Origin of the sequence: Companilactobacillus mishanensis (genome assembly GCF_003946505.1) — a bacterium.
GTDB lineage: Bacteria > Bacillota > Bacilli > Lactobacillales > Lactobacillaceae > Companilactobacillus > Companilactobacillus mishanensis.
Window position 1 is genome coordinate 146,386 of sequence record NZ_RHON01000001.1, and the last position, 26,360, is coordinate 172,745.

Consider the following 26,360-nt stretch of genomic DNA (forward strand, 5'->3'; position numbering starts at 1 on the left):
ACAATTCAGGCAGGTTGTAAATATAACAAAGTAGGAGAAGTCATTTATTTGTTTTCTTTTGAATCATCTGTTTTTTTAGAAGATTTCTTATCTGCAGAATCTACACGTTCTACATTTTTTTTAACATCATCGGGAAGTGAGGCAAACTTATCAAATAAACTTCCAAAATCATTTTCACGTTTCACTGTTAAGCCCATTGGTATCAGCCCCTTTCAGGTTAGTTTGCTTAACTACTTTTTAATTACTTATATTATAGTACGTTTCCTACCAAATCTCAATTGCTTGCAACTCATTAATAATAGATTAAAATAATATAAGCGTATTGAATTAATTAGATAATTGTCAAAATAAAACGTCATATATATGATGAAACGAGGTATTGGCTTGGCAACAGAATATTTAGAGCATAAATTAAGCTTATTACCGGCTCGTCCAGGTTGTTATTTAATGAAAGATGTTAACTCAAAAATAATATACGTTGGTAAAGCCAAAAATTTAAAAAATAGAGTTCGTTCATATTTTAAGAGTTCTCACGAGGGTAAAACTGCCAAATTAGTATCTGAAATTAGGGATTTTGAAACAATAATTACATCTAACGATAAAGAGGCTTTTTTATTAGAGATAACTTTGATCCAAAAACACCAACCTTATTACAATATCCGATTGAAAAAAGGGACAGGATATCCATATATCAAGATTACTAATGAACGTGATCCTAAGATGGAAATTACCGGTCAGATCAAAAAGGATGGAGCTTATTATTACGGTCCATATCCTAATGTATATGCTGCATCAGGTACTTTGAATTTTCTACAAAAAGTCTATCCATTAAGACGTTGCCAGGGTCACATCGGGAGACCTTGTTTGTATTATCATATGGGACAATGTTTAGGAGCATGTTTCAAGGAGGTCCCAGAAGAAAAATATATTCGACAGATCGAGAAAATTAAAAAGTTTTTAGACGGTAACGTTGGTGAAGTAAAGGCAAGTTTGAAATCTAAAATGAAGACGGCGTCAGAAAAGCAGGAATATGAGCGTGCTGGAGAATTGCGCGATCAAATCCAATATATTGAAGCCACTGTTGAAAAACAAAAGATCATTTCAAATGATAGTACACCAAGGGATATCTTCAATTACTATGTTGAGAAGGGATGGATCTCAATTCAAATCTTCTTCATCCGTCAAGCAAGATTGATGAAACGTGAGAAGCGGGTGTTTGCTTGTGTCAATTCTCCTGAAGAAGAACTTTCTACATTTATTCTTCAATTTTATAATCGTCGCAATCAAGTTTTACCTAAAGAAATTTTGGTTCCGGAAAACATTGACAAAGATACACTTTCGGATGTTTTGAATGTTCCCTTTAGAACACCACAACGTGGTCAAAAACGTGATTTGATGGAGATGGCCGCTGAAAATTCTAAATTAGTCTTGCAGGAGAAATTTAGATTAATGGAGTTGGATAATCGTCAAACTTATGGTGCACAAGAACAAGTATTCAAGGCTTTGGATCTACCATATGGTCACGTGATCGAATCATTTGACCATTCACATATTCAAGGAACAAATCCTGTCTCTGCCATGGTCGTATTTCAAGATGGTCGACCTGAAAAAAGTAATTATCGTAAGTACAAGATAAAAGGCGAGGTCGAACATCAGTCTGGTGCCGATGAGGCTGCCAATACACGAGAAGTCGTATACAGACGTTATTCAAGACTTCTGAAGGAAGAAAAGCCATTACCTGACTTGATACTGATGGATGGTGGAATAATTGAACTAAGAGCAGTTATGGATGTTTTACAAAATGAACTGGGAATAAATAATGTTCCTGTTGCTGGTATGGTCAAAGACAGTCATCACAATACTTCTCATTTAATTTTTGGAGAAGAGGGAAAAACGGTTGAACTTGATCGAAAGAGCCAAGGATTTTATCTACTACAAAGAATTCAGGATGAAGTCCACAGATTTGCTATTACTTTCCAAAGAAAAACCAGAAGTAAGAATGCTTTGTCATCCCAACTTGATGGGATCCAAGGTGTTGGTCCCAAAACTAGAACAAAGTTACTTAAAAAATATGGTTCAGTCAAGAAAATCAAAGAGGCTCCCGTTGATGATATCATTGAATTAGGTATCCCTCGAACCACTGCACAAACCATTAAAATAACTTTGGCAAATATTGAAACTCATAAAAAATATAAGAAGATGTAAAAAAAGCGTTGCTGAAATTTTTCAGCAACGCTTTTGGTTTATTTAGATTGTGTTTCTGCAGCTTTTGCAGGTTTCCAAAGTCCATAGATAACTCCGGCAACGATTGCACCAATTACTACAGCTAATAAGTAAAGAAGTGGGTGGTTAGCAAGTAATGTTACGAATAAGCCACCATGTGGTGCTGGGACATTAACATGCCATAGTTGTGTCAAACCACCACCGATTGCTGCTCCGATAACACTTGAAACGATAACGTGAAGTGGATCTCCAGCAGCAAATGGAATAGCACCTTCGGTAATGAATGAAATACCTAGAACATAGTTTGAAAGACCAGCTTGTCTTTCTTGTTCAGTAAATTTGTTTTTCCAGAATGTTGTAGCAATAGCAATTGCTAGAGGTGGAATCATACCACCGACCATGACGGCAGCCATTAGGGCACCATCTTGTGTAGCTGTAAATGTACCAATAGCAAATGTGTATGCGGCTTTGTTGAATGGACCACCCATATCAACAGCCATCATTCCACCTAATAGAGTACCAAGAATAACAGCATTACCAGTTCCCATTGATTCAAGGAAGTTAGTGATTGCGTGATTAACAACGGCGAAAACAGGGTCAACTGCAAAGTACATGATTGCTCCAGTAAAGAGTAATCCTAGAACTGGATACAACAGAATTGGCTTTAGACCATCCAAAGTCTTTGGAAGTCCTTTAAGCAGTTTCTTGAGTCCAATTACGACCCATCCGGCGATGAAACCGGCAAGTAGACCACCGATAAATCCGGCAGGACTCTTAGAAGGCACAACTGATGCGGTTGCGACAGATGCCATATAACCACCAACAAAACCAGGTAGTAAAGCAGGTCTGTCACCGATTGAAACGGCAATGTATGCAGCTAAGATAGGAATCAAGAAGCTGAATGCATAATTACCAACGTTGTTAAAGAATAAGAACCATTGTGAATGTGATCCAACGGCAGGCTCTAGTAAGAACGAGAGGGCCATTAAAATACCACCACCAACAACAAATGGAAGCATGTTGGAAATACCATTCATTAAGTCAGCATAAATTTTTGACCAAAGTGATTTCTTTTCAGTACTTTCTTCTTCGGTTGATGCAGCGCCACCTTCTGAGTGGAAGATCGGAGCTTTTTGTTCAGTAGCTAAGTTGATCAATTCCTCTGCTTTGTTGATACCGTCAGTTACAGGACGGTTAACTAAGTGTTTACCATCGAAACGAGGCATATCGACTTTCTTATCTGCAGCAATGATGACACCATCAGCACTGGCAATATCAGAAGCAGATAACAAATGTTTAACACCTTCAGAACCATTTGTTTCTACTTTAATATCAACACCCATTTTTTCAGCTTGTTCTTTTAGTGCAGCTTCGGCCATATATGTGTGGGCAATACCAGTAGGGCAGGCTGTTACAGCAACGACGAAAGGTTTTTTGTTTGAAGATTCTTTAGCAGCAGCTTCAGCAACAGCTTTAGAACGAGCTTGTTCTTTTTCTTCGTCAGCTTTGTCTTTTGCTTCTTTAGCTGCCATAGCGTCGTCAAATAACTTTTGAACTTCATCAGCAGTTTTGGCCTTTTTTAGGTTTGAAACTAAATCAGGATTGATCAAAAGTGATGATAATGATGCAAGTGCTTGTAGATGGAGATTATCAGCACCTTCTGGAGCGGCAATCATGAAGAATAGGAAGGTAGGTTGGCCATCCAATGATTTGTAATCTAAACCAGATTCACTTTTTGCAAATAGCACGGTTGCTCTTTTAACAGCCTTGTCATGTGCATGTGGTATGGCAATTCCATCACCAATACCAGTACTTGTTTCAGCTTCACGTTTTAAAATGTCTGATTTGTAAAGTTCTTTGTCATCAATAACTCCAACTTCAAAGTATTTATCGACCATTTCGTCGATAGCTTCTTCTTTAGTGGTAGCTTTAAGATCCATGATCATGGCATCTTTTAGTAGTAGTTCCTTCAGATCCATTAATTCTTCCCCCTAACTTAATTGACTGACAGTAATGTCATTGTACACTTCATTTATTTTGGAACGTACGGCAATATCTTGACTGAATGCAGTTGCTGAACCGCAAGCGGCGCCTTCATGAAAACTTTCGATTGCGTCTTTAGTCTTCATGAATGTTCCGACAAATCCAGCAATCATTGAATCACCAGCACCAACTGAATTTATTACAGTTCCTTTTGGTGCGTTTGCTTTGTATACGTGGTCCTTAGTTACCAACAAGGCTCCATCACCGGCCATAGATACAAGTACGTGTTTTGCACCTTTATCCAAAAGCTTTCTAGCGTTATCAACAATATCTTGTTCTGATTTGAAAGTAGTATTGAATAAATCTGCCAGTTCGTGGTTGTTTGGTTTAACTACGAGTGGATGTAATGGCAATGTATCTAGCAATGCTTGTCCAGTAGTATCAATGACGAAATCGGCACCTTGGGCTTGAATCATTTTTGCAATATCAAGGTAGAAAGTATCAGCAATTTGTTTTGGCAAACTTCCTGACATGATCACAACATCGTCATTACCAACTTGTTTTAGTTGATCAAGGAATGCTGACTTTTCATCTGCAGAAATGGCTGGACCAGTTCCGTTTATTTCGGTTTCTTCATCTTGTTTTGTAGCATTGATTTTAACGTTGATTCGAGTGTCATCCTCAACGGTAGTAAATGATGTATTCAAATTCTTCTTTTGTAGAAGTTTTTCAAACATCAATCCGGTTGCGCCACCAACGAATCCCAATGCTGTAGAATCAAGCTCTAATTCCTTTAATATAATAGAAACGTTGATTCCTTTTCCACCTGGTAATTTTACATCGCTAGTAGTTCTATTCACCTCGCCATTGTTCAGTGCGTCGACTTGTAGCACATAATCAATGGAAGGGTTGGCAGTAATTGTATAGATCAACTATTTAACCTCCGTTACTTTCGTTTGTCTGGATAATAATTCGAGCGATTTACTTGGCAACTCATTAGTCAATAATTCGGCATCCCTCAATGGTGCAAATCTATTGAAACTAACTTGACCACATTTAGATGCGTCAGCTAATACGTAAGCTTTATTTGAATTCTTAATGGTGATTTCTTTGGTTGATGCTTCCTCGGGATCTGGTGTTGTAAAACCTGCTTGAATGGAAAAACCATTTGTTCCGATAAAAGCTTTGTCAAAATGATAATTCTCTAACGAGCTGGTCATGGTTGAACCTACGATTGCCTTGGTACTTGATTTTAGTTTTCCACCAGGTATGAATGTTTCAATCTGATAATCTGCTAAAATCGATGCACTATCAACACTGTTTGTGACGACTAATAAATTGTTTAAATCTGAAAGGTAAGGAATGATAGTTTGAACAGTTGTACCAGCATCCAGAAAAATGACTTCATTGTCGTTTACTAGTGCGGCGGCGGCTTTTCCTATTTTATCCTTATCATCAGTATTGGCAGCCACTTTTTGTGAAAGGGCGGGTTCATCGTGGAACGAAATAATATTTTGAGCACCACCATAAATTCTTAAAAGCTTGTGACAGTTTTCTAAATCCTGTAAATCACGTCTTAAGGTAGATTCTGATGCCCCAGTGAGGGGTATCAAATCTTGCAACTTGACGATATTATGCATTTGAAGTTGCTTTAAAATAATCTGATGTCTCTCTTCGGTAAGCACTTACATTCACCTCTTGATGTTATAATACTCCATATTCCGTCAAAATCAATCATAATCGTTCAAAAACATTCAAAAAGTTTCAAAATGTGTCAGGGCTGAGAAAAAACATTGGACACTTAATTAGGTTTAGAAGTATGATGGTACGTGTTTTTGTGCTAGAATTTAAAAATGATAAATAAAATTACAATAATAGGTAGAAAGGAGGGGTCAAATGTTTGTTGATAACGTTAAAATCACCGTCAGATCAGGTAAAGGTGGCGATGGTTCAGTAGCATTTAGACATGAAAAGTACGTCCCTCTAGGTGGACCAGCTGGTGGAGACGGCGGTCGAGGCGGAGATATTATTCTCCGTGCTGATGAAGGAATGAATACTTTGATGGATTTTCGTTACAAGAGAATCTTCAAAGCAGATCCAGGTCAAAATGGACAGATCAAGTCAATGTACGGTCGTAAGGCTGATCCAGTTTATATTGCAGTGCCAACAGGTACCTCAGTATATGATGAAGATTCTGGACAGTTGGTAGGAGACTTGATCGAGAATAATCAGGAACTTGTCATCGCCAAAGGTGGAAAAGGTGGACGAGGTAATATTCATTTTGCCAACTCTAAGAACCGCGCACCTGAAGTCGCTGAAAATGGTGAGCCCGGTCAAGAAAAACATATCAAGTTGGAATTGAAACTGATTGCCGATGTTGGTTTAGTTGGTTTTCCTTCTGTAGGTAAATCGACCTTGCTTTCGGTAGCAACTTCAGCCAAACCTAAAATAGCTGCATATCACTTTACGACTTTGAATCCTAACTTAGGAATGGTCAAATTAGATAACGGTCAAGATTTTGTTATTGCTGATTTACCAGGTTTGATCGAAGGTGCATCAAATGGTGTCGGATTGGGAATTCAATTCCTACGTCACGTTGAAAGAACTAGAGTTATATTGCATCTAGTAGATATGGATCCTGAAAACGGTCGTGATCCTTATACGGATTATTTAGCCATTCGTAAAGAACTTGGAACATATGATGAGAATATTCTAAGTCGACCAGAGATAATCGTTCCAACAAAGTTGGATGTTGAAGGTTCAGAAGAAAGACTTCAAGAATTCAAAGAAAAGTTACCTGATGATGCAGACATATTTGCAATATCAAGTATTCAACATACAGGTGTCAAACAACTGTTGAATCATACTAGTGAAGTTCTAGCAAACGCTGAACCAATCCATTTCAATGTTGTAAACGATGAAACTGTCGAATACAAGTATCAACCAAAAGCAGATAAATTTAAGATCGAAAAAGAAGAAGATCATAGCTTTATTGTCACTGGTGACGAAGTTGAGCGTCTATTGCAGATGTCAAATCTTGATCATCAAGACGGTATTATGCGTTTTGCACGTAAGCTTAAGGGTATGGGTGTAGAAGATGCACTTATCAAGGCTGGTGCAGAATCAGGCGATTCAGTAACGATTCTGGACTTCACATTCGAGTTTATTTAGTAATTTAGGGGCAAAGTATATTATGAACAAATCACCAAAGAGACGTTATATTGGCGGATTTGATGGACTGAGAACGTTAGGTGTTATTGGCGTTATTATGTACCATTTGAATCCAACTTTATTTTCAGGTGGATACCTTGGGGTACCCATCTTTTTCCTAATCTCGGGGTATTTAATAACTGATCATTTTTTCAACACTGTTGATGCAGGCGGTGAGTTTTCTTTAGGGGGATTCTATGTAAATAGAATCAAGCGATTGTATCCAGGACTATTGTTTGTTTTATTAGCTTCTGGAGCTTATATCGTCCTATTTTTGAAAGATTTGCTGTACCACTTAGATCAAATATTCGTTACCAATGTATTGAATGTTTATAATTGGTGGCAGATTTTCAACGGTCAATCTTATTTCGAAAGATTTGCCAATAATGAATCGCCCTTTACACATTTGTGGACATTGTCAATTGAAGGCCAATTTTATATCGTTTGGCCAATATTATTATTGTTGTTCATCAAGTTTGGTGTTAGAAAGAGTCGAATCTTTTGGTTTGCAATGATTGTATCAATTGCTTCAGCCATCCTAATGGCATTGCTTTATCAACCTGGTGTTGATCCTAGTCGTGTTTATTATGGTACTGATACTAGATTGTTCTCAATCTTATTGGGATGTGGTCTAGCAATAGTTTGGCCAGCGGAGAAACTTAAACATGGTGTTATGAAGAGCGACAAGATCAAGCTCAATATCGTTGGTTTGCTTTCGTTTGCCTTGATGATATTCATGATATTTACCGTTAAAGATTCATCACCATTCTTATATCGTGGTGGAATGTTCATATTCTCTGTCGTAACTTGTATCTTTATCGGAGTGGTCGCTCACCCTGATGCTGTTTGGAACAAGGTTTTATCTAATAAACTTTTCCACTATGTTGGAAGCAGAAGTTATGGACTTTATCTTTATCAATTTCCAGTGATGATCTTTTTTGAATCGAAATTTAAAGACATCGCTAATCATCCGATCCTTTATCCAGTTATCGAAGTTGTCATTATCTTCTTAGTAACAGAATTCTCGTATCGATTTGTTGAGAGACCATTGTCACATGCAAAATGGAGTGACGTTAAGCATTTCTTTACGTCATCCTCAGCAATGAGTCGTATTTTAGCAATCATTATTGCTGCCATTTGTATTACTGGTGGTTATGGAGTTGTGAAAGCAACCACAGCACCAAAGCCAAAAGCTAATGATAGTCAATTAGCTCAACAAATTAAGAAAAATACTCAGACGAATAGTAAGCGCAAGCAAAAGGCTATCGATAATCTGAAGAAGAATAAAAATGATTCTGAGGGATTATATTCTGCAGCAAATACTGCAAAGTATAAGAAACTTGCTAAATCACATCCTGTTAATAAAGATTTTGAAAAATATGGATTATCACAGGTCGACTTACAAAGACTTCGTGATGTTAAAATGACAGGTGTTGGAGATTCAGTAATGGCCGACGGATTGAATAACTTTAACAAGTTATTTGATGAAAATAACGTTGTTATTGATGCCGCTGTTAGTCGTCAGTTGGATCAAAGTATTGATATTCTTCAAAAGTATAAGGATCAGGGAGCATTGGCTCCAAATGTTCTTATTGGATTAGGAACTAATGGTCCATTCTCGAGTGAACAACTTGATCAAGTTATGCATTTGGTTGGTCCCAAGACTCACGTATTTTGGATAAATACGTTTGTACCATCAAGACCTTGGGAAAAATCTGTCAACGAATTACTGGCAAATTCAACTAAGAAATATAAAAATCTTTCAATTATTGATTGGAATGGATATGCACAAGGTCACAAAGACTGGTTCTATGATGACAATGTTCATCCAAATCCAGATGGCTCGATGTACTATTCTTCATTTGTTGCCAAAGAAATATTGAAAGACTTAAAAAAATAGATAGGATTTTTGTATGGAATTAGAATTTTTGGGAACTGGCGCGGGAGTGCCTTCAAAAGGCAGAAATGTTTCAAGTACTGCATTGAAACTATTAGACGAAAGAAACGAAGTTTGGTTGTTTGATGTTGGGGAAGCAACACAACATCAAATATTAAGAACCGCAATCAGACCTAGAAAAATAACAAAAATTTTTATAACTCATTTACATGGTGATCATATTTTTGGTTTACCAGGATTGTTGTCGAGTCGTGCCAATCAAGGTGGCCAAGAACCATTAGAGTTGTATGGTCCCGTCGGTATAAAGGATTTTGTGGAAACATCTCTAAGGGTTACTGGAACAAAGCTAAATTATCGAATCAAGTACATTGAAATGAAAAATGGTGGCGAGATATTTAGCGATAAAACTTTCTCAGTTTATGCTGGAAAGTTAGAACATCGCATCACTTGTTTTGGCTACAGAATTGAAGAAAAGCCTCGAACTGGTGAACTTTTAGTGGATAAGCTAAAAGAATATAATATTCCGAACGGTCCTATTTTTGGTGACTTGAAAGCTGGAAAGACAGTCACTCTGGAAGATGGTACGCAATTAGACGGTAAGGACTTTATTGGCCCTGATAAGCCAGGTAAGAAAGTCGCAATAATTTCTGATACTCGGTATACTCCAGAAATCGATAAATTGATCGATCATGCTGATGTGGTCGTCCATGAGTCGACTTTTTCAGATGAAGATAAAAAGTTGGCGTACAACTACTATCATTCGACGGCGTCTCAAGCTGCACGTGAAGCCAAAAAAGCACATGCAAAAGGCTTGTTATTGACTCATATTTCTGCTAGATATACAGGTAAGGCGTCATTGATTTTACAAAATGAAGCTAAGAAGTTTTTTGAAAATAGTCGAGTGGTTAATGATTTTGATGTTTATGAAGTACCATTTAATTAGAAATGGGGAATACTTATGACAAATTTACTAAATCAAACTGTTCTCGTGACTGGTGCCTCATCAGGTATCGGTAAAGATGTTGCAATAAATGCAGCTGAATCTGGTGCCAATTTGATTTTGGTAGCTAGAGATACTGAGAAATTGGCTCAAGTCAAACAGAAATGTATCGAAGTAGGAGATGAATATTCAAATCATTTTTACCTATCGATCGATATGAGTGATCCAAAAGCAATTACTGAGGGTGTCGAAACGATTTATGACAACTTTGAAAATGTCGATATTTTAGTAAACGCAGCGGGTTTTGGTGATTTTTCAAATTATCTAGAGACCGATTTTGATTTGATAGAAAAAATGTTTCGTGTTAATGTGCTGGGATTAATGTTGATGACGCGTTTGGTTGCTTCTCATATGATTGAGAATGGCCATGGGCATATTTTCAACGTTGGTTCGATGGCTGGGAAGATCACTACTCCAAAATCTGCCGCATACTCGGCAACCAAAGCAGCTGTGATTGGCTTTTCTGACGGTATCAGGCTTGAACTAAAACCTTTCAATATACTTGTCACGACCGTTAATCCGGGCCCTGTTGCAACTAATTTCTTTAATGTAGCTGACCATGAAGGTAAATATTTGGATTCTGTTAAAGCATTTGTTTTGGACCCTGACAGATTAGCATGGGATATCGTTAATACATTTAACAAGAAAAAACGTGAGATCAATCGACCAAGATACATGGAATTAGCAAGTGTACTTTACAAAATGGCACCAAGTGTGGGAGACTATTTCGCAGGGACGTTTGGAAATCGTAAATAGGGGATTATAGTTATGGATAATAAAAAAAGACAATGGAAATTTGTTATAGGATTGATTGTTGCATTAATTGTTGTAATTTTTGCAATTTTAAATGTCGATCCAGTTGCGGTCAGTTTTGGTTTCACTAAAATCCAATTACCACTGATCGTTTTGATAATCGTCACTTTGATATTAGGTGCAGTAATAACAATGTTACTTGCCAACACCGGTTCAAAGAAGAAGGACGAAAAGAAGTTGTCCAGATCTGCTAAAAAGCAATTATCCAATGTAAAAGTTTCAAATGATAATCAAATTGCTAATGCTTTAAAGGATAATAAGACAAAAAAGTAAACAAAAATGAATTTTTGCTTGCCGTAGCGTTATTATGATAGTATTATATTAAACGTTAGATTTGATTAAGTAATATAAATAAAGGAGTTTATAAATATGGCTGTTCCAAAGAGAAAAACATCAAAACAAAGAAAACGTCAAAGACGTGGACATATTAAGTTGAACACACCTAACATGCAATTTGATGTTGCAACTGGTGAATATCGTTTAAGTCACCACGTATCACCATCTGGTATGTACAAGGGTAACAAAGTTATCGATGATTCAAATAATACAGAAGAAGCTTAATTAAAAGTCAAGTCGTAATGTCTTGACTTTTTTTGTATAAAACGGGGAATTGATATGAAAAAGACCAAATATTTTCTATTATTGCTGATTCCGATTTTCTTCATGGTTTTGAGTGGTTGTTCAAGTCTTTCACTCAAGACCACCAAAAATGAATATAATGCAAATGGATTAGTCGCCGTAATTAAAGGTAAGGCTACCAAAACAAAAAAACTTACCTATACTGTTGCTGGCGTGACTAAAAAAGTCAGTATGAATGAAGGTCATTTTGCATTTACAGTTCCTACTACTTCTAATCAGCAAGATGTAAAGATTGTTGCCAGTGATGGGAGTGCAACGCAAACAAAAATCGTTACTGTTAACAAAGAAAAACCATTGACGGATTATACTGCACTTGCACAGCAATATAATTACAATGCTCTGATGGTGGATCGTCCTACTGACCAGTTACCACTTATCGTTAAGGACGGAATATTTACATATAAGCAACCTACAGGTACTACTTTATACTTTAACGTTCAAAGTAATTACCTCATGGGTATTGCTATGAAATGCCAATATAAAGATTTGAAATCTGAGACTGGCTTGAAGAATTTTGGAATGAGTTTGTATACCATGTCGGAATTGGCAGGAGCAGACGGTAAAGCTGTTACTAAGAATCTTCAAAAGCAAATGAAGAATATGGACAATGGTAACAAAACCACAATGAAGCAAATCACTTCTAAGGGTGTTCCTGTCAATATTAATTTGGCTGGAAATGCCTTTTATGTTTATATAACTAAGTAAGTCATGCATTTAGCATGGCTTATTTTTTTTGCATTTTTTTGAAAAAAGGTATTGCCTTATAGTCCACTATAAGGTGTATTGTCATACACGTAGAAAAATATTAATAAATAGGTGAAATAAATATGGGGATCTTTTCTCGATTAGGTTGGTTTTTCAAACGACGTTGGCGTCAATACTCGTTTGGTGTTTTAGCATTACTATTAGTCGCGGCCTGCAATGTGGTACCACCTCGGATAGTAGGTAATGTTGTAGATGCGGTCAGTAAACGGAACATGTCAATGCAATTTTTATTTGTAAATCTTGGATTACTATTAGTTGTCGCAATTTTAGGTTACATTCTAAGGTTTGTTTGGCAGAAAATGATTTTTGGTAGCTCGTATGTTTTAGAGCGTGACTTGCGTAACAGGCTATTTCATCACTTTATGAAGATGGATACGACTTTTTATAAAAAATGGCGTACAGGTGATTTAATGGCCCATGCAACGAATGATATCGATGCAGTTAGAGAGGTTGCCGGTCCCGGAGTTTTGACCTTGGCAGATTCATTGATCACAGGATTGTCGATGATTTTTGCGATGGGGATTTTTGTCGATTGGAAGTTGACACTTTATGCGATACTTCCACTGATTTTGTTAGCTGTCATGGCAAATGTTTTGGGAAATAAGATCCATGATGCATTTATGGATTCTCAAGCGGCTTTTTCGAGTATCAATAATAAGACTCAAGAAAGTATCGTCGGGATCAAAGTTGTCAAAGCTCTCGGTCAAGAGTCTGAAGATGAAGCGGACTTTGACAAATATGTTGATAAAAATATTAATGCAAATAAGAAAACATATCGTCTTAATGCCATGTTTGATCCGCTGACATCGATAATAATGGGTCTTTCATATGTCATAACCATTATTCTTGGCGGATTAGCGGTTATACATTCTCGGATAACTATCGGACAATTAGTATCTTTTATCACGTACATGGCTGAGTTGACATGGCCAATGTTTGCGATTGGAAGTCTTTTCAATATTTTGGAAAGAGGATCAGCTAGTTATGATCGGATAATAGAGCTGTTGTCTGAAAAGTCTTCTTTGGTCATCCCTAAACATGAGGTCAAGGACCAGCCAAGAGGTACTTTGAATTTTGAAATGAAAAAATTCCACTATCCAGATGGAAATGTCAGTGCACTCAAAGATGTTAGTTTTAATTTGGGCGAGGGACAAACTTTGGGGATCGTTGGTCCAACTGGCGGTGGTAAATCAACAATTATTAGTTTGTTGATGCGTGATTTTGATCATTACAACGGTCAAATAACAGTTGGTGAACATGATATCCGTGATTTTAAGTTGGATGATTATCTTGATAATATCGGATATGTTCCACAGACCAATTTTCTATTTTCAACTAATATTCGTGATAACATTCGTTTTGCTAATATCGATGCTGATCAAAGTCAGGTCGAGGCTGCTGCATACGTGGCTGATCTTGATACTGATATCAAAGGGATGCCAGAAGGGTATGATACACAAGTTGGTGAACTGGGTGTTTCATTATCAGGTGGTCAGAAACAACGATTATCGATTGCACGCGCAGTTTTAAGTAATCCAGAGTTATTGATATTGGATGATTCTTTATCAGCTGTAGATTCTAAGACTGAGAGGAATATTGAAAACAGAATCGCTCAGAACCGAACATCGGGAACAACCATCATTGCCGCCAGCAGATTGAGCTCAGTGGAACATGCCGATCAGATTCTGGTAGTCGAAGATGGGACGATTTCTGAAAAGGGGACACATAAACAACTATTGGATAACCGTGGTTGGTATTACGACACCTTCAATCTGCAGGAACGTAATGCTGAGATAGAAGGGAGGTTGAACACTCGTGGATAAAAAAGATGAAGAAGTTATCAATGATATTCAGGCTTTGACGCGAAAACAACAACGAAATATTTTGAAACGTCTGTTCAGCTTTGCATGGGCATTCAAACGTCAATTTCTAACAGCAATATTTTTTGCAATATTATTAAGCATCATTAATGTACTTTTACCAAGAATGCTGCAGTATTACATGGATCATTATTTGGTTCATCAGAGTACAGGCATTCAAATAATAGTTGGCTTTGCGATAGTGTATTTTATTGGAACTATGATCAAAGCCGTGGTTCAATTTGTTCAGAACTTTGCATTTTCAATGGGAGCTGAGCGAACTTTGGAGAAAATCCGAAGTCAGCTATTCAGGAAATTACATGCTTTGGGTATGGATTATTTTGATAAAACTCCCGCAGGTTCGATAGTTTCTCGAGTAACAAACGATACCAAAACGTTGTACGATTTCTGGAACTTATTCTTGATGATCCTAGTTGCCGTATTTTCAATGGTTTCCGCATTTGTCGCTATGATGTCAGTAAATGTGACATTAGCGATAGCAACAGGACTGTTCGTAATTTTGTTGTATATCCTGATTTGGTTATATCAACGATTGAGTTCCAAAATTTATCAAAGATTGCGTGAATACTTGGGTCAGATCAATACCAAGCTCAATGAATCTCTGATGGGTATAAATATTATTCAGCAATTTGGTCAACAAAAACGTATGGTGTCAGAGTTTGAACAAAAAAATGATCAGTATTTTAGGCAAAGAAATAAGATGATAAATGTTAATTCATTTTTACTTTACCCAACGATCACGTTGATGTTCACATTGTCGGAAATTATTTCATTAGGTGGGTTTGGTTTTGAAAGTACACATACCATCGTTGCCGCCGGTGTGATTTATGCGTTTATTTCTTACCAACAAAACTTTTTTAATCCACTATCGAATGTCATGAACTACATGTCTTATTTTCAAGATGGAATGATTGCAGGTTATCGGATCTCAAAGTTGTTCGATAATCAGACTTATTCACCCGTACAAGCTGAAGACAGTGATGCAAAAATTGAAGTAGGTAAGATCGAGTTTAAACATGTAACGTTTGCTTATGAACCTGGCGAACCAATTTTGAAAGACATCTCGTTTACAGTCGAACCTGGACAGACGATTGCCCTAGTTGGACATACCGGAAGTGGCAAGAGTTCGATCATTAATATATTGCTGAGGTTTTATGAGTTTGGTGAAGGCCAGATACTTATTGATGACAGAGATATTAGAGAGTATTCAACTAAGGAATTGCGTCAAAAATTAGGATTAGTGATTCAGGAACCATATTTGTTTTATGGTGATGTGGCTAAGAATATCCGTATGTATGACGAAAATATTACTGATCAACAAGTTGAACAGGCTGCTGAATTCGTTGATGCCGATGGATTCATACAAGAATTACCTGGTAAATATCATGCTAAAGTAATCGAAAGAGGTAGTAGCTTCTCAGTTGGGCAGAAACAGTTGATTTCATTTGCCAGAACAATTGTCAGAAATCCAAAAGTATTGATACTTGATGAAGCAACGGCAAATATTGATCCACAGACTGAACAAAGTATCACTCGTGGACTAACTAAGATGCGTGACGACAGAACCACCATTGCGATTGCTCATAGATTATCGACCGTACAAGATGCTGATCAGATATTAGTACTGAGTCATGGTCGAATAGCTGAACGTGGCACACATGAGCAATTGTTGGCTTCTGGGGGATTGTATTCAGAACTATATGAATTACAGTCCATGGATTAAATTTTTAAATTAAAAGGTGAATTAAATGAAGAAATTAATTAATGAGGATTATTTTGAGGGCGAACGTCCATTGTTCAAGGCCCATGATGAAGAGATAGATGATACAACTTTTGGAACAGGTGAATCACCTTTAAAAGAAACACACGATTTGGATTTGAAGGATGTTGTATTCAAGTGGAAATATCCACTTTGGTATTCAAAACATATCAAGGTCGATGATTCAGTTTTTGAAACAATGTCACGTTCAGGTATCTGGTATACAGACGACATTGAAATAACAAATTCAGCTTTACAAGCTCCAAAATTATTCAGAAGAGCAAGTAAAATCAAACTTGAAAATGTCCTTTTCGCGGATGCTGAAGAAACTATGTGGAATTGTAAGGATATTGATTTGAAAGATGTTCAAGTGAACGGTAATTATTTTGGTATGAATAGTGAAAATATTCGGGTAGACAATCTGAATGTAGTTGGAAATTATGTTTTCGACGGAGCAAAAAATATTGAAGTTCATAATTCAACCTTTGTGTCAAAAGATGCATTTTGGAATTGTGAGAATGTTACAATTTATGATTCTAAAATCAGTGGTGAATATCTAGCTTGGAACACTAAAAACATTACTTTGGTAAATTGTACGATTGAAAGTGATCAGGGACTTTGTTACATCGATAACCTAAAGATGGTCAACTGCAAAGTGCTTCGTACTGATCTTGCATTCGAATATTGCTCAAATATCAATGCTGAGATCACAACAAATGTTATGAGTATCAAAAATCCAATTAGTGGGACAATCAAGGTGGAGTCAGTAGATAATATTATTTTTGACGACCCCGAAATTGATCCAGCTAATACCAATATTCAAACAAAAAAGCTTGCTGCCAAATAGGCGCAAGCTTTTTTAGTGAAACTAGTAAGTCCCTGAATAATCTCAATGTCATTCTCTTTAAGTTCGGGGACCACTTATTCAAAAGGTGTAGTGGATATTAAACAAATATCTGCCGAGCCGGGAATGGGATTCTTAGCCTTGGGCTCAAATTCATGTTTTAATTGATGTAAGTTGATTTTTTGTTTGCCAAATTTTAAAGCAGTACGATTTTCACCAAAGGTTACTGGAGTCATTCCTAATATATTTTTGTAGAAGGACACTGTTTCAGGAATACTTTTTACTGTCAGTACCATGTGGTCTAATGATTTTATCTCCATAAATTATCCTCCAAACAAAAAAAAGATGCCTTTAGGCATCCTTATCGTTGTCCTTATTCTTCATAATAAGTGGAATTATACTAAATATTATTGCGAAAATTATTGTTACAATCAATGTTTGCTGGGAATTAAAAATTTGTTGGTTTAAGGCACCACCGATAAAGCCGGCAACTTGGCCTAAAACGATTGCCCAGAAGAAAACAGCAACATATCTCATTAATATCCATCTCGCTTTCTTTCATACTTTAACATAAATTAAGGGATTCCCCAATAATGTTTGAATCAATTTTGTTATAATTTTATATAAGGGGGCTGGAAAATGCAAACACAATTACAAGTTATGAGCAGCTATAGTTTGCTGCAAAGTCCCATCAAGTTACCTGAGTTGGTAAAAACAGCTAAAGACCGGGGATACAAGTCGTTAGCATTGACCGATATTAATAATTTGTATGGCTCAATAGATTTCTATCGACTGTGCCGTAAGAATGAAATCAAGCCAATTATTGGTTTGACTGTTCAAATGGCTGGAATAATTTCTGGAGAAGACACGTATCCATTGATTCTGTTGGCGAAAAACGATGTTGGATATCATAATCTAATTAAGATTTCTTCTGCCGTCATGTCAAGCAAGGATCCAATTCAGCTTGATGCAATAAAAGATATGCTTCATGGACTCTTTTTGATCACGCCATCAGTTGGTGCAGAAATATTAACCACAGATGAACCATTAAAGTTTTCAGCCAACCTAGCTCAATTGGTTGATCACGATTCATTATTTATTGGAGTTGGTTTGTACGCTGATCAAATCAATCGTGTAAGTAAAGCTAAAAGGGTATCCGAAATCACCAATCTTCCTATGGTTGCGTTGACCGATGTTAGATATATCAATAAAGATGATGATTTGTCTTATCAAGTTGTTAATCATATTCGGTCCGGTGAGAAATTTGAAAATACTGATCAACTTGAAGAAAACGGAGAATATTATCTAAGAACCGCCGAAGATGTCGATTTTGATTTTGAACATTATGACATGAGTTATGCAATTGAAGCAGCTAATAAGATTGCAGATGCTTGTAATGTTGAAATTGAGTTTAAGGCGACAGAACTTCCTGTTTTCGAAACACCGAATAAAATACCATCTGTTCAATTCCTTCAAAGTTTAGCTGTTAAGGGATTAGAAAAACGCCTAAATGGTCAAGTTTCAGACGAATACAAAAAACGATTGTCGTATGAATTAAAGGTCATCGATCAAATGGGATTCTCTGACTATTTCTTGATTGTTTGGGATGTTATCAAGCACGCACATGAAGTTGGGATAAAAACCGGTCCTGGGCGTGGTTCGGCCGCAGGTTCTTTGGTTTCATATACACTGGGGATAACTCAGGTGGATCCAATTAAATTCGATTTGCTGTTTGAACGATTTTTAAATCCTCAACGTGTCAATATGCCTGATATTGATTTGGACCTTCCTGATGATCGACGTGACGAAATGGTTGAGTATATGCATGAGAAATATGGTTCAGAACATATGGCACAAATAATTACGTTCGGAACTCTAGCAACCAAAGCCGTTTTGAGGGATGTTGCACGTGCATTTGGTCAGACCCAATTTCAAATGAGTAAGTGGTCGAATTCTATACCTCGAAGTTTAAATATAACTCTTGATCAATCATTTGAAGAATCTGGTGCCTTGAAGGAACTGGTCAGAAACTCCGATGATAATCAGTTGATATTCAAGGTTTCTCGTCGACTTGAAGGAATACCTCGTCATTATTCGACTCATGCCGCTGGTATTGTTTTGAGTAAAAAGAAAATGACTGACATTGTTTCAGTTCAATTGGAAGCCGATGGTATCAACTTGACGCAACAGACCAAGAATAATGTTGAGAGTCTGGGACTTCTAAAAATGGATTTTCTGGGATTGAAGAATTTGACTATTCTGGATAAATCAATTCAGCTGATTTCGCAAAAGGTTGGTAAGGAGTTCAAGCCAGAGAGAATTCCGTTAGATGATCCAGAGACTTTGAAGTTATTTCAAAAGTCTGACACGGATGGTGTCTTTCAGTTTGAATCAGATGGTATCAGGAGTGTTTTGCGTCAATTAAAACCGACTAGCTTTAATGACATCGTTGCTACGAATGCTTTGTATCGTCCTGGTCCAATGCAGAATATCTCGACGTTTATAGCTAGAAAACATGGGGATGAACCTGTTGAGTATCCTGACGAATCTTTGGAAAAAATCTTGAAGCCGACATATGGTGTCTTGGTCTATCAAGAACAAGTCATGCAAGCATCTTCCGAAATGGCTGGTTTCTCGTTAGCAGATGCTGATATCTTGCGAAGAGCCATCAGTAAAAAGAACGAAGGCCTGATGAATGAAAATCATAAAAAGTTTGTTGTTGGTGCAGTGAAAAATGGTCATACTGAAGAATCGGCTGAGAATGTCTATCATTATATAGAAACGTTTGGTAATTATGGTTTTAATAAATCCCACTCAGTTGCATACTCGATGATTGCTTTTTGGTTGGCATACATTAAAGTACATTATCCGGAGATTTTCTTCACCTGTTTACTGAATTCTAATATGGGTAGTGAAGAGAAATCTGCAACTTATATTCAAGCTGCAAAAGAACGTCATATAAAAATTGAGAACGTAGACATCAACAAAAGCAGTTATAATTTTATTGTTCATGATGATTCGATCCGCTTTGGCTTTTTAAGTGTCAAAGGGATGAGACGTGATTTTTCACAGGCAATTATCAATGAGCGCGTTCAAAAGGGCATTTATACTGATGAGCTGAACTTCTTACAACGAATGGATGTCAAATTTGTCAAAAACGATAATATTGAGCCGTTGGTTTTAGTTGGTGCATTTGATAAGTTCAATCGTAATCGGAAGGAAACTCTGTATGATATACGCGATTTGATTGAAAGTATTCAGCTCGCTGGTAATAATATTTCGTTATTCGATGTATTGGATCCCAAGAAGCACTCAATGGATGACTTCACTTTGACTGAAAAGTTGAATCAGGAAAAAGAATATCTGGGTATCTATATTTCAGGCCACCCAGTTGAAAAGTATCGAGAGAAACTTTTGAATACTGAAACAGTTCCAATCAGTCAACTGGAGATCCACAAGGGACAAACAGTCAATATTTTGGGATTGATCAAAAGTATGCGAGTCATTCGGACTAAAAAGGGTCAGAGAATGGCTTTCGCAAATATTGAAGACGAGACCGGCAATATATCGTTGACGATTTTCCCAAGATTATTCCAAAAAATTTCTGAAGATGAAATAGAAGGAAGAATTCTATTAGTTGTTGGGAAGCCTAATGATGGTCAACGTGGAGATCTTGAAGTTATTGTAGACAGAATCAATGATCCTAAACAGTACATGATCGAATTGCCAGATCAAAGATTGTATCTGAGAGTTTTAAACCAGAATGATACTAAAGAAAAATTGACACAGTTGTATGATTTGGTAGAAACTTCACCAGGAAATATGCCAGTAATTGTTTATCGGGAAAGAGAAAAACAGGCATTATTATTAAAATCTAATCGTTGGATTAACTTTAATGACGAAATTAGAGCAAAATTAGTAGATTTTTTGGGTGAAAAGAACGTTTTCCTAAAAAAAGGCAATTAATTTAGTGATAAAACGTTTTCAACGCTACAAAGAATGTGAAAAAAATGTTATATTTTATTAGGTTTTGTTTTAGAAACAAATAAATTTGGAGTGTGAATAAATGAAGCGGATTGGTATTTTGACCAGTGGTGGAGACGCCCCTGGTATGAACGCTGCTATTAGAGCAGTCACACGTCGAGCTCTTGATAAGGGTCTTGAAGTGTTTGGTATCAATTATGGATATGCTGGCTTAGTTGCCGGAGATATCTTTCCATTAACTGCATCAGACGTATCCGATCGTATTCAACGTGGTGGAACTTTCTTGTATTCTGCAAGATATCCAGAGTTCGCCAAAGAAGAAGGTCAACTAAAGGGTATCGAACAACTTAAGAAGTTCGGAATTGATGCATTAGTTGTCATCGGTGGTGATGGATCATATCATGGTGCATTGCGTTTAACTGAACATGGATATAATGCTGTTGGTTTGCCAGGTACAATCGACAACGATATCCCATATACAGACTTTACAATTGGTTTTGATACAGCTGTTACAACTGTTATTGAATCAATCGATAAAATCAGAGACACAGCAACTTCTCACGAAAGAACTTTCGTTATCGAAGTTATGGGTCGTGGAGCAGGAGATATCGCTCTATGGTCTGGTGTAGCTGGTGGTGCTGAAGAAATCGTTGTACCAGAACGTGAATTTGACATTGCTCAAGTTGCTGATCGTATCAAACGTGGACGTGAAAAAGGTAAGAAGCATATGCTTGTTGTCTTAGCTGAAGGTGTTATGCATGCTGACGAGTTCATGGAAAAACTTAACGAATATGGTGATTTCCAAGCCCGTGCAACTGTTTTAGGACATGTTCAACGTGGTGGTTCACCAACAGCCAGAGATCGTGTCTTAGCAAGTAAGATGGGTGCTTATGCTGTTGACTTGCTTGAAGAAGGCAAGGGTGGCGTTGCAATTGGTATCGAAAACAATCAATTAACATATCATAATATGCTTGATTTATTCGATGGCAAACACAAACCAGATTTAGACTTGTATGATTTAAATAAATCATTAAGCAGATAGTTTGATACAATAATCGTTTTAAAATAAGAAAAGAGGATTCTAATGAAAAGAACAAAAATCGTAAGTACACTTGGTCCTGCAAGTAATGATGTCGAAACAATTACAAAGTTGATTGAAGCTGGCGCAAATATTTTCCGTTTCAACTTCTCACATGGTGACCATGAAGAACACCTTTCACGTATGAAGATGGTTCATGAAGCCGAAAAAATCACTGGTAAAACAGTAGGTATCGTTTTGGATACAAAGGGTGCTGAGATTCGTACAACCGTTCAAGACGGTGGTAAGTTTGAAGCCAAGATCGGTGAAACAATCCGTATTTCAATGGATGACTCATTAACAGGTAACCCATCAAAGATTGCTGTTACATACCCAGGTCTATATGATGATACACATGTTGGTGGACACGTATTGATCGATGATGGTCTTGTTGACTTGAAAATCACTGAAAAAGATGACGAACACCGTGAATTAGTTACTGTTGTTCAAAACGACGGTATGATCGGTTCAAGAAAGGGTGTTAATGCACCTGGTGTTGAAATCCGTCTTCCTGGTATCACTGAAAAAGATGCTTCAGATATCCGTTTTGGTTGTGACAATGGAATCAACTTCATCTCAGCTTCATTCGTTCGTAAAGCTCAAGATGTTCTTGATATTCGTGAAATCCTTGAAGAAAAACACTGTGAATATGTACAAATTTTCCCTAAGATCGAATCACAAGAAGGTATCGACAACATCGATTCAATCTTGCAAGTTTCTGATGGTCTTATGGTTGCTCGTGGTGACATGGGTGTTGAAATTCCATTTGAAAACGTTCCATTTGTACAAAAGAGCTTAATCAAGAAGTGTAACGCACTTGGTAAACCAGTTATCACTGCTACACAAATGCTTGATTCAATGCAAGAAAACCCACGTCCTACACGTGCCGAAGTTACTGACGTTGCTAACTCTGTTCTTGATGGTACAGATGCAACTATGCTTTCTGGTGAAAGTGCTAATGGTGATTACCCTGTTGAAGCTGTTGCTGCAATGGCTAACATCGACGAACGTACAGAACAACAACTTGATCAAAACAATCAACTTGCTATCCAACGTTTCGAAGATTACAAGGGCTCAAACATCACAGAATCAATCGGTGAAGCTGTTGTTAGAACTGCTGAAGAATTAAACATCAATACAATTGTTACAGCTACTGCTTCAGGTTACACTGCACGCATGATTTCTAAATACCGTCCAAGTGCTGACATTCTAGCTATTACATTTGATGAATTGACACAACGTGGTTTAACAGTTAACTGGGGTGTAAATCCTATCGTTACTGAAAGACCATCAAACACTGATGAAATGTTTGATCTTGCTTCTAAGAAAGCCCAAGATCTTGGCTTTGCTAAAGAAGGAGACTTGATTCTTATCGTTGCTGGTGTTCCAGTTGGTGAATCAGGTGCTACAAACGTTATGAAGATTCAATTGATCGGTTCAAAGCTTGTTAAAGGCCAAGGTGTTGGTGAAGAAGCTGTTGTTGGTAACACTGTTGTTGCTCACACTGCTAAAGAAGCTAACGATAAGGTTAAAGAAGGAGACATCCTTGTTACAGAAATGACTGACAAAGATTACCTTCCTGCTCTTGAAAAAGCTAGTGCCGTTGTTGTTGAAAACGGTGGACTTACATCACATGCTGCTGTTGTTGGTATTGCTATGGGCTTACCAGTTGTTGTTGGCGCTAAAGACGCTACATCACTAATTGCTGATGGCGAAACAGTTACAGTTGACTCAAGACGTGGTGTTGTTTACAAGGGTGCTTCACACTCACTTTAAGATCAACTTATAAAAGTTAATAATTAAACTGAAAGAGACGTTATGTTTCTTTCAGTTTTTTTGTGTTTAGGGGTATGATTTAATTTATAGATTTAGAACGAGGTGTAAAAGTGTCAAATAAAGACGTGCTAATATTTGAAATTGAACAGGCCAAAGGAAAACCAGAGAATTTCCGTCATGCCGATAATTATTGTCCATTTTGCGACACGGATAATTTAACTAATATTATTGATAAAAAGGGTGACATGATTTGGTTAGAGAATAAATTTAAAACTTTAAGAAATACCAATCAAACAGTGTTGATCGAGTCTGCTAATCATGAGGATGATATTTCAACATATTCAGTTTCCAAAAACAGAAAAGTTTTTCAATATATTTTCCATTGCTGGAATGACATGATTCAAAGTAATAAGTATAAAAGTGTCTTAATGTATAAGAATTTTGGACCGATGTCAGGTGGAAGTTTGAGGCACCCACATTTCCAAATTGTTGGATTGAACGATGTTGATGGATATAAACATACTGAACCTGAAAATTTCACCGGAATGAATGTTTGGGATGATGAACATATAAATGTCAATATTTCAGAAAAACCAATCATGGGTTTTGTGGAGTTCAATATTATTATTCATGATTTAAAATATATCAATAATTTAACAGAATTCGCTCGAGTTACAGTCAAGTATGTTCTTAGTGATTTCTATGAGGGTAGATGCAATTCTTATAACATATTTTTTTATAAGACTGGATCTGAAGTTGTTTGCAAAATTGTGCCGAGATTTGTTGTTTCTCCATACTTTGTTGGTTATAGATTGTCACAAAAAGATGGTGATGAACAGTTAACTGAAATTTCTGGTGTACTTTTAGATAAGTTAAAGAATGAAAGTAATAAATAGGATTAAAAAAAGGCGTATCTACAAAATGTAGATACGCCTTCGTGGTAAGGTGCGGCGGCCTTCCGAACGCTTTCGCGCCGGTCGCTTACCCTTACCTTGGTTTGGCACCGAGAACCAGTATGACATAGAATGATGTGGTAAGTCAATTAAAGTTTGAAAGTACCTCAATGATCGCCAATCATTATTTGTATCGAATGTCTTTAATGGTGCTATACTTCGGGCCAGAAGGAGATAGTAACATGAAAGATTTCAAAGAAATTAATCAAATTCGAGCATACAGACATCAGTTTGCTGCTAAAAATACTCACTACTTTAAAAACCTTAGTTTGAAACGTGAAAGAAGGGTAAGAAAACATCCTTATTATTTTGCGTTGCCGTTAGGACTTACTAAATCTTATAATTGGATCTCAAGAAAAATTACGAGTGAAAAATAGACTTGCATTAGATTGCAAGCCTATTTTTATCTTTAAAATTATTTTCCAGGTTGATAGTCTTTATCAATGATCAATACTGGTTTGATAGTTTTACCACTAACAGAATCAGCATCAGCTTCGTTGATTTGGTCGAAGTCATAGAATTTTTCAGTTAAATCAAATTGGAATGAACCCATTTGATAGAATTTGATCAAACGTGGAATATCGACTTGGGGAATTGAATCACCCATATTTACACCAACAACTTTTTTATCATCAACACATAAGTCATTCCATGTAGACAAGTCAATGTTGTTTGGAGTAACAGCGATACATGCACTTGTACCACCTTGTGTAAGTGCAGTAATGGAATCTTCCATAACTTGTTTAACACCAGTAGTATCAACAGCCCAGTCAACACCTAGGCCACCTGTGATTTTCTTGATTGCTTCAACAGCGTTTTCGTTCTTACTGTTTACAACATCGGTAGCACCTAATTTCTTAGCAAGTTCAAGACGTGAGTCAACAATATCAACAGCGATAACATTAACACATCCAGAAATCTTACCAGCCATCATGGCAGCTAAACCAACGGCACCTGTACCAAATACGGCAATTGTGTCGCCAGGTCTTGGTTGAAGAGTATTGAATACTGTACCAGAACCAGTAACATATCCACAGCCTAGAGGTCCAAGTTTACGTAAATCGAGATCCTTAGGGACTTTAACGGCATTTCTCTTATTGATTACTGTGTGAGTAGTAAATGAAGATTGGTTGAACATATCACTGACGTGATGACCATCTTCGGTAAAATGATCTGAACCATCAGGACGGGTACCTGAAAGGTTAGATGCGGCATATTTACGACATTGTGTAGGAATACCTTTTAGACATTTGTCACATTCACCACATGAATAGAATGACATGATAATGTGGTCGCCAGGCTCAAAAGTTGTTACATTTTTACCAACTTTTTCAACAATTCCTGAACCTTCATGTCCAAGAACAACTGGGAAACTGAAGGCTGCATCACCTTTTCTCAATGCTTCATCTGAATGGCAAATACCTGATGCAACGACTTTAACTTGTAAGCCATCGTCTTGTAGGTCTGCTAATTCGACATCATCTTTGATTACAAAAGGATCATTTACCTTGTCTACAACTGCTGCTTTAATTTTCATAATGTAATTCCACCTCATA

General features: G+C 36.9%; 23 protein-coding genes. 16 read left to right on the forward strand and 7 right to left on the reverse strand.

What is annotated here, in order from left to right:
* Positions 1-44: 44 nt before the first annotated feature.
* Complete coding sequence (locus tag EKM63_RS11260) at positions 45-197, reverse strand: SPJ_0845 family protein (protein WP_153381861.1); 153 nt, start codon at positions 195-197, stop codon at positions 45-47.
* Between the two features lie 187 nt (positions 198-384).
* Between EKM63_RS11260 and uvrC the strand changes: the two genes are divergently transcribed.
* Positions 385-2,205, forward strand: coding sequence for an excinuclease ABC subunit UvrC (gene uvrC, locus EKM63_RS00735; protein ID WP_125702730.1), 1,821 nt, complete (start codon positions 385-387; stop codon positions 2,203-2,205).
* A gap of 38 nt (positions 2,206-2,243) precedes the next feature.
* Here the strand turns inward: uvrC and EKM63_RS00740 are convergent, their stop codons facing one another.
* The 3 genes from EKM63_RS00740 to EKM63_RS00750 are packed head-to-tail and all read right to left on the reverse strand — an operon-like array spanning position 2,244 to position 5,891.
* Positions 2,244-4,202: a PTS fructose transporter subunit IIABC gene (locus EKM63_RS00740; protein ID WP_125702732.1), complete on the reverse strand. Its 1,959-nt coding sequence runs from the start codon at positions 4,200-4,202 to the stop codon at positions 2,244-2,246.
* A gap of 12 nt (positions 4,203-4,214) precedes the next feature.
* Positions 4,215-5,138 carry a 1-phosphofructokinase gene (gene pfkB, locus EKM63_RS00745; RefSeq protein WP_125702734.1) on the reverse strand — a complete coding sequence of 308 codons (924 nt, stop codon included), beginning with the start codon at positions 5,136-5,138 and terminating at the stop codon, positions 4,215-4,217.
* Complete coding sequence (locus EKM63_RS00750; RefSeq protein WP_125702736.1) at positions 5,139-5,891, reverse strand: DeoR/GlpR family DNA-binding transcription regulator; 753 nt, start codon at positions 5,889-5,891, stop codon at positions 5,139-5,141.
* A 211-nt stretch (positions 5,892-6,102) separates the two neighbouring features.
* On the opposite strand from EKM63_RS00750, the gene obgE reads away from it, so the two are divergent.
* The 10 genes from obgE (at position 6,103) to EKM63_RS00800 (ending at position 17,016) form a co-directional block, all read left to right on the forward strand.
* On the forward strand, positions 6,103-7,377 hold the full coding sequence (gene obgE, locus EKM63_RS00755; protein ID WP_125702738.1) for a GTPase ObgE: 1,275 nt from the start codon (positions 6,103-6,105) through the stop codon (positions 7,375-7,377).
* Between the two features lie 22 nt (positions 7,378-7,399).
* Positions 7,400-9,316, forward strand: coding sequence for an acyltransferase family protein (locus tag EKM63_RS00760; protein ID WP_125702740.1), 1,917 nt, complete (start codon positions 7,400-7,402; stop codon positions 9,314-9,316).
* A gap of 13 nt (positions 9,317-9,329) precedes the next feature.
* The gene (gene rnz, locus EKM63_RS00765; protein WP_125702742.1) at positions 9,330-10,256 is read left to right on the forward strand and encodes a ribonuclease Z; all 927 of its coding nucleotides are present in this window, start codon (positions 9,330-9,332) and stop codon (positions 10,254-10,256) included.
* Positions 10,257-10,271: 15 nt separating this feature from the next.
* Positions 10,272-11,069: an SDR family NAD(P)-dependent oxidoreductase gene (locus EKM63_RS00770; protein WP_125702744.1), complete on the forward strand. Its 798-nt coding sequence runs from the start codon at positions 10,272-10,274 to the stop codon at positions 11,067-11,069.
* A gap of 12 nt (positions 11,070-11,081) precedes the next feature.
* On the forward strand, positions 11,082-11,399 hold the full coding sequence (locus EKM63_RS00775; RefSeq protein WP_125702746.1) for a LapA family protein: 318 nt from the start codon (positions 11,082-11,084) through the stop codon (positions 11,397-11,399).
* Between the two features lie 96 nt (positions 11,400-11,495).
* Positions 11,496-11,687 (forward strand): 50S ribosomal protein L32, encoded by a 192-nt coding sequence (gene rpmF, locus EKM63_RS00780; RefSeq protein ID WP_125702748.1) that lies wholly within the window; start codon positions 11,496-11,498, stop codon positions 11,685-11,687.
* 54 nt (positions 11,688-11,741) lie between these two features.
* Positions 11,742-12,470, forward strand: a complete 729-nt coding sequence (locus EKM63_RS00785) for a hypothetical protein (protein ID WP_125702750.1) — start codon at positions 11,742-11,744, stop codon at positions 12,468-12,470.
* Between the two features lie 122 nt (positions 12,471-12,592).
* The gene (locus EKM63_RS00790) at positions 12,593-14,353 is read left to right on the forward strand and encodes an ABC transporter ATP-binding protein (protein WP_125702752.1); all 1,761 of its coding nucleotides are present in this window, start codon (positions 12,593-12,595) and stop codon (positions 14,351-14,353) included.
* Entirely contained in the window at positions 14,346-16,133 is a 1,788-nt protein-coding gene (locus EKM63_RS00795; RefSeq protein ID WP_125702754.1) for an ABC transporter ATP-binding protein, read from the forward strand. The genes EKM63_RS00790 and EKM63_RS00795 overlap by 8 nt, the downstream gene beginning before the upstream one ends.
* A 25-nt stretch (positions 16,134-16,158) precedes the next feature.
* A complete protein-coding gene (locus EKM63_RS00800) occupies positions 16,159-17,016 on the forward strand; it encodes a DUF3737 family protein (protein WP_125702756.1) in 858 nt (285 codons plus the stop codon).
* A gap of 74 nt (positions 17,017-17,090) precedes the next feature.
* Here the strand turns inward: EKM63_RS00800 and EKM63_RS00805 are convergent, their stop codons facing one another.
* Together EKM63_RS00805 and EKM63_RS00810 are read right to left on the reverse strand one after the other, a co-directional pair.
* Complete coding sequence (locus EKM63_RS00805) at positions 17,091-17,333, reverse strand: VOC family protein (RefSeq protein WP_125702758.1); 243 nt, start codon at positions 17,331-17,333, stop codon at positions 17,091-17,093.
* A gap of 31 nt (positions 17,334-17,364) precedes the next feature.
* On the reverse strand, positions 17,365-17,550 hold the full coding sequence (locus tag EKM63_RS00810; protein ID WP_125702760.1) for a YjzD family protein: 186 nt from the start codon (positions 17,548-17,550) through the stop codon (positions 17,365-17,367).
* Between the two features lie 102 nt (positions 17,551-17,652).
* Here EKM63_RS00810 and dnaE point away from each other — a divergent pair, with 102 nt between their 5' ends.
* The 5 genes from dnaE to EKM63_RS00835 all read left to right on the forward strand — a co-directional run bounded on the left by dnaE (position 17,653) and on the right by EKM63_RS00835 (position 25,181).
* A complete protein-coding gene (gene dnaE / locus EKM63_RS00815) occupies positions 17,653-20,979 on the forward strand; it encodes a DNA polymerase III subunit alpha (RefSeq protein WP_125702762.1) in 3,327 nt (1,108 codons plus the stop codon).
* A gap of 100 nt (positions 20,980-21,079) precedes the next feature.
* The gene (gene pfkA, locus EKM63_RS00820; protein WP_125702764.1) at positions 21,080-22,039 is read left to right on the forward strand and encodes a 6-phosphofructokinase; all 960 of its coding nucleotides are present in this window, start codon (positions 21,080-21,082) and stop codon (positions 22,037-22,039) included.
* A 42-nt stretch (positions 22,040-22,081) separates the two neighbouring features.
* On the forward strand, positions 22,082-23,851 hold the full coding sequence (gene pyk, locus EKM63_RS00825; RefSeq protein ID WP_125702766.1) for a pyruvate kinase: 1,770 nt from the start codon (positions 22,082-22,084) through the stop codon (positions 23,849-23,851).
* Between the two features lie 110 nt (positions 23,852-23,961).
* Positions 23,962-24,747, forward strand: a complete 786-nt coding sequence (locus tag EKM63_RS00830) for a DUF4931 domain-containing protein (RefSeq protein ID WP_125702768.1) — start codon at positions 23,962-23,964, stop codon at positions 24,745-24,747.
* Between the two features lie 239 nt (positions 24,748-24,986).
* On the forward strand, positions 24,987-25,181 hold the full coding sequence (locus EKM63_RS00835; RefSeq protein ID WP_125702769.1) for a hypothetical protein: 195 nt from the start codon (positions 24,987-24,989) through the stop codon (positions 25,179-25,181).
* A gap of 38 nt (positions 25,182-25,219) precedes the next feature.
* On the opposite strand, the gene EKM63_RS00840 is transcribed toward EKM63_RS00835, so the two are convergent.
* Complete coding sequence (locus EKM63_RS00840; RefSeq protein WP_125702771.1) at positions 25,220-26,341, reverse strand: NAD(P)-dependent alcohol dehydrogenase; 1,122 nt, start codon at positions 26,339-26,341, stop codon at positions 25,220-25,222.
* Positions 26,342-26,360: the final 19 nt, after the last annotated feature.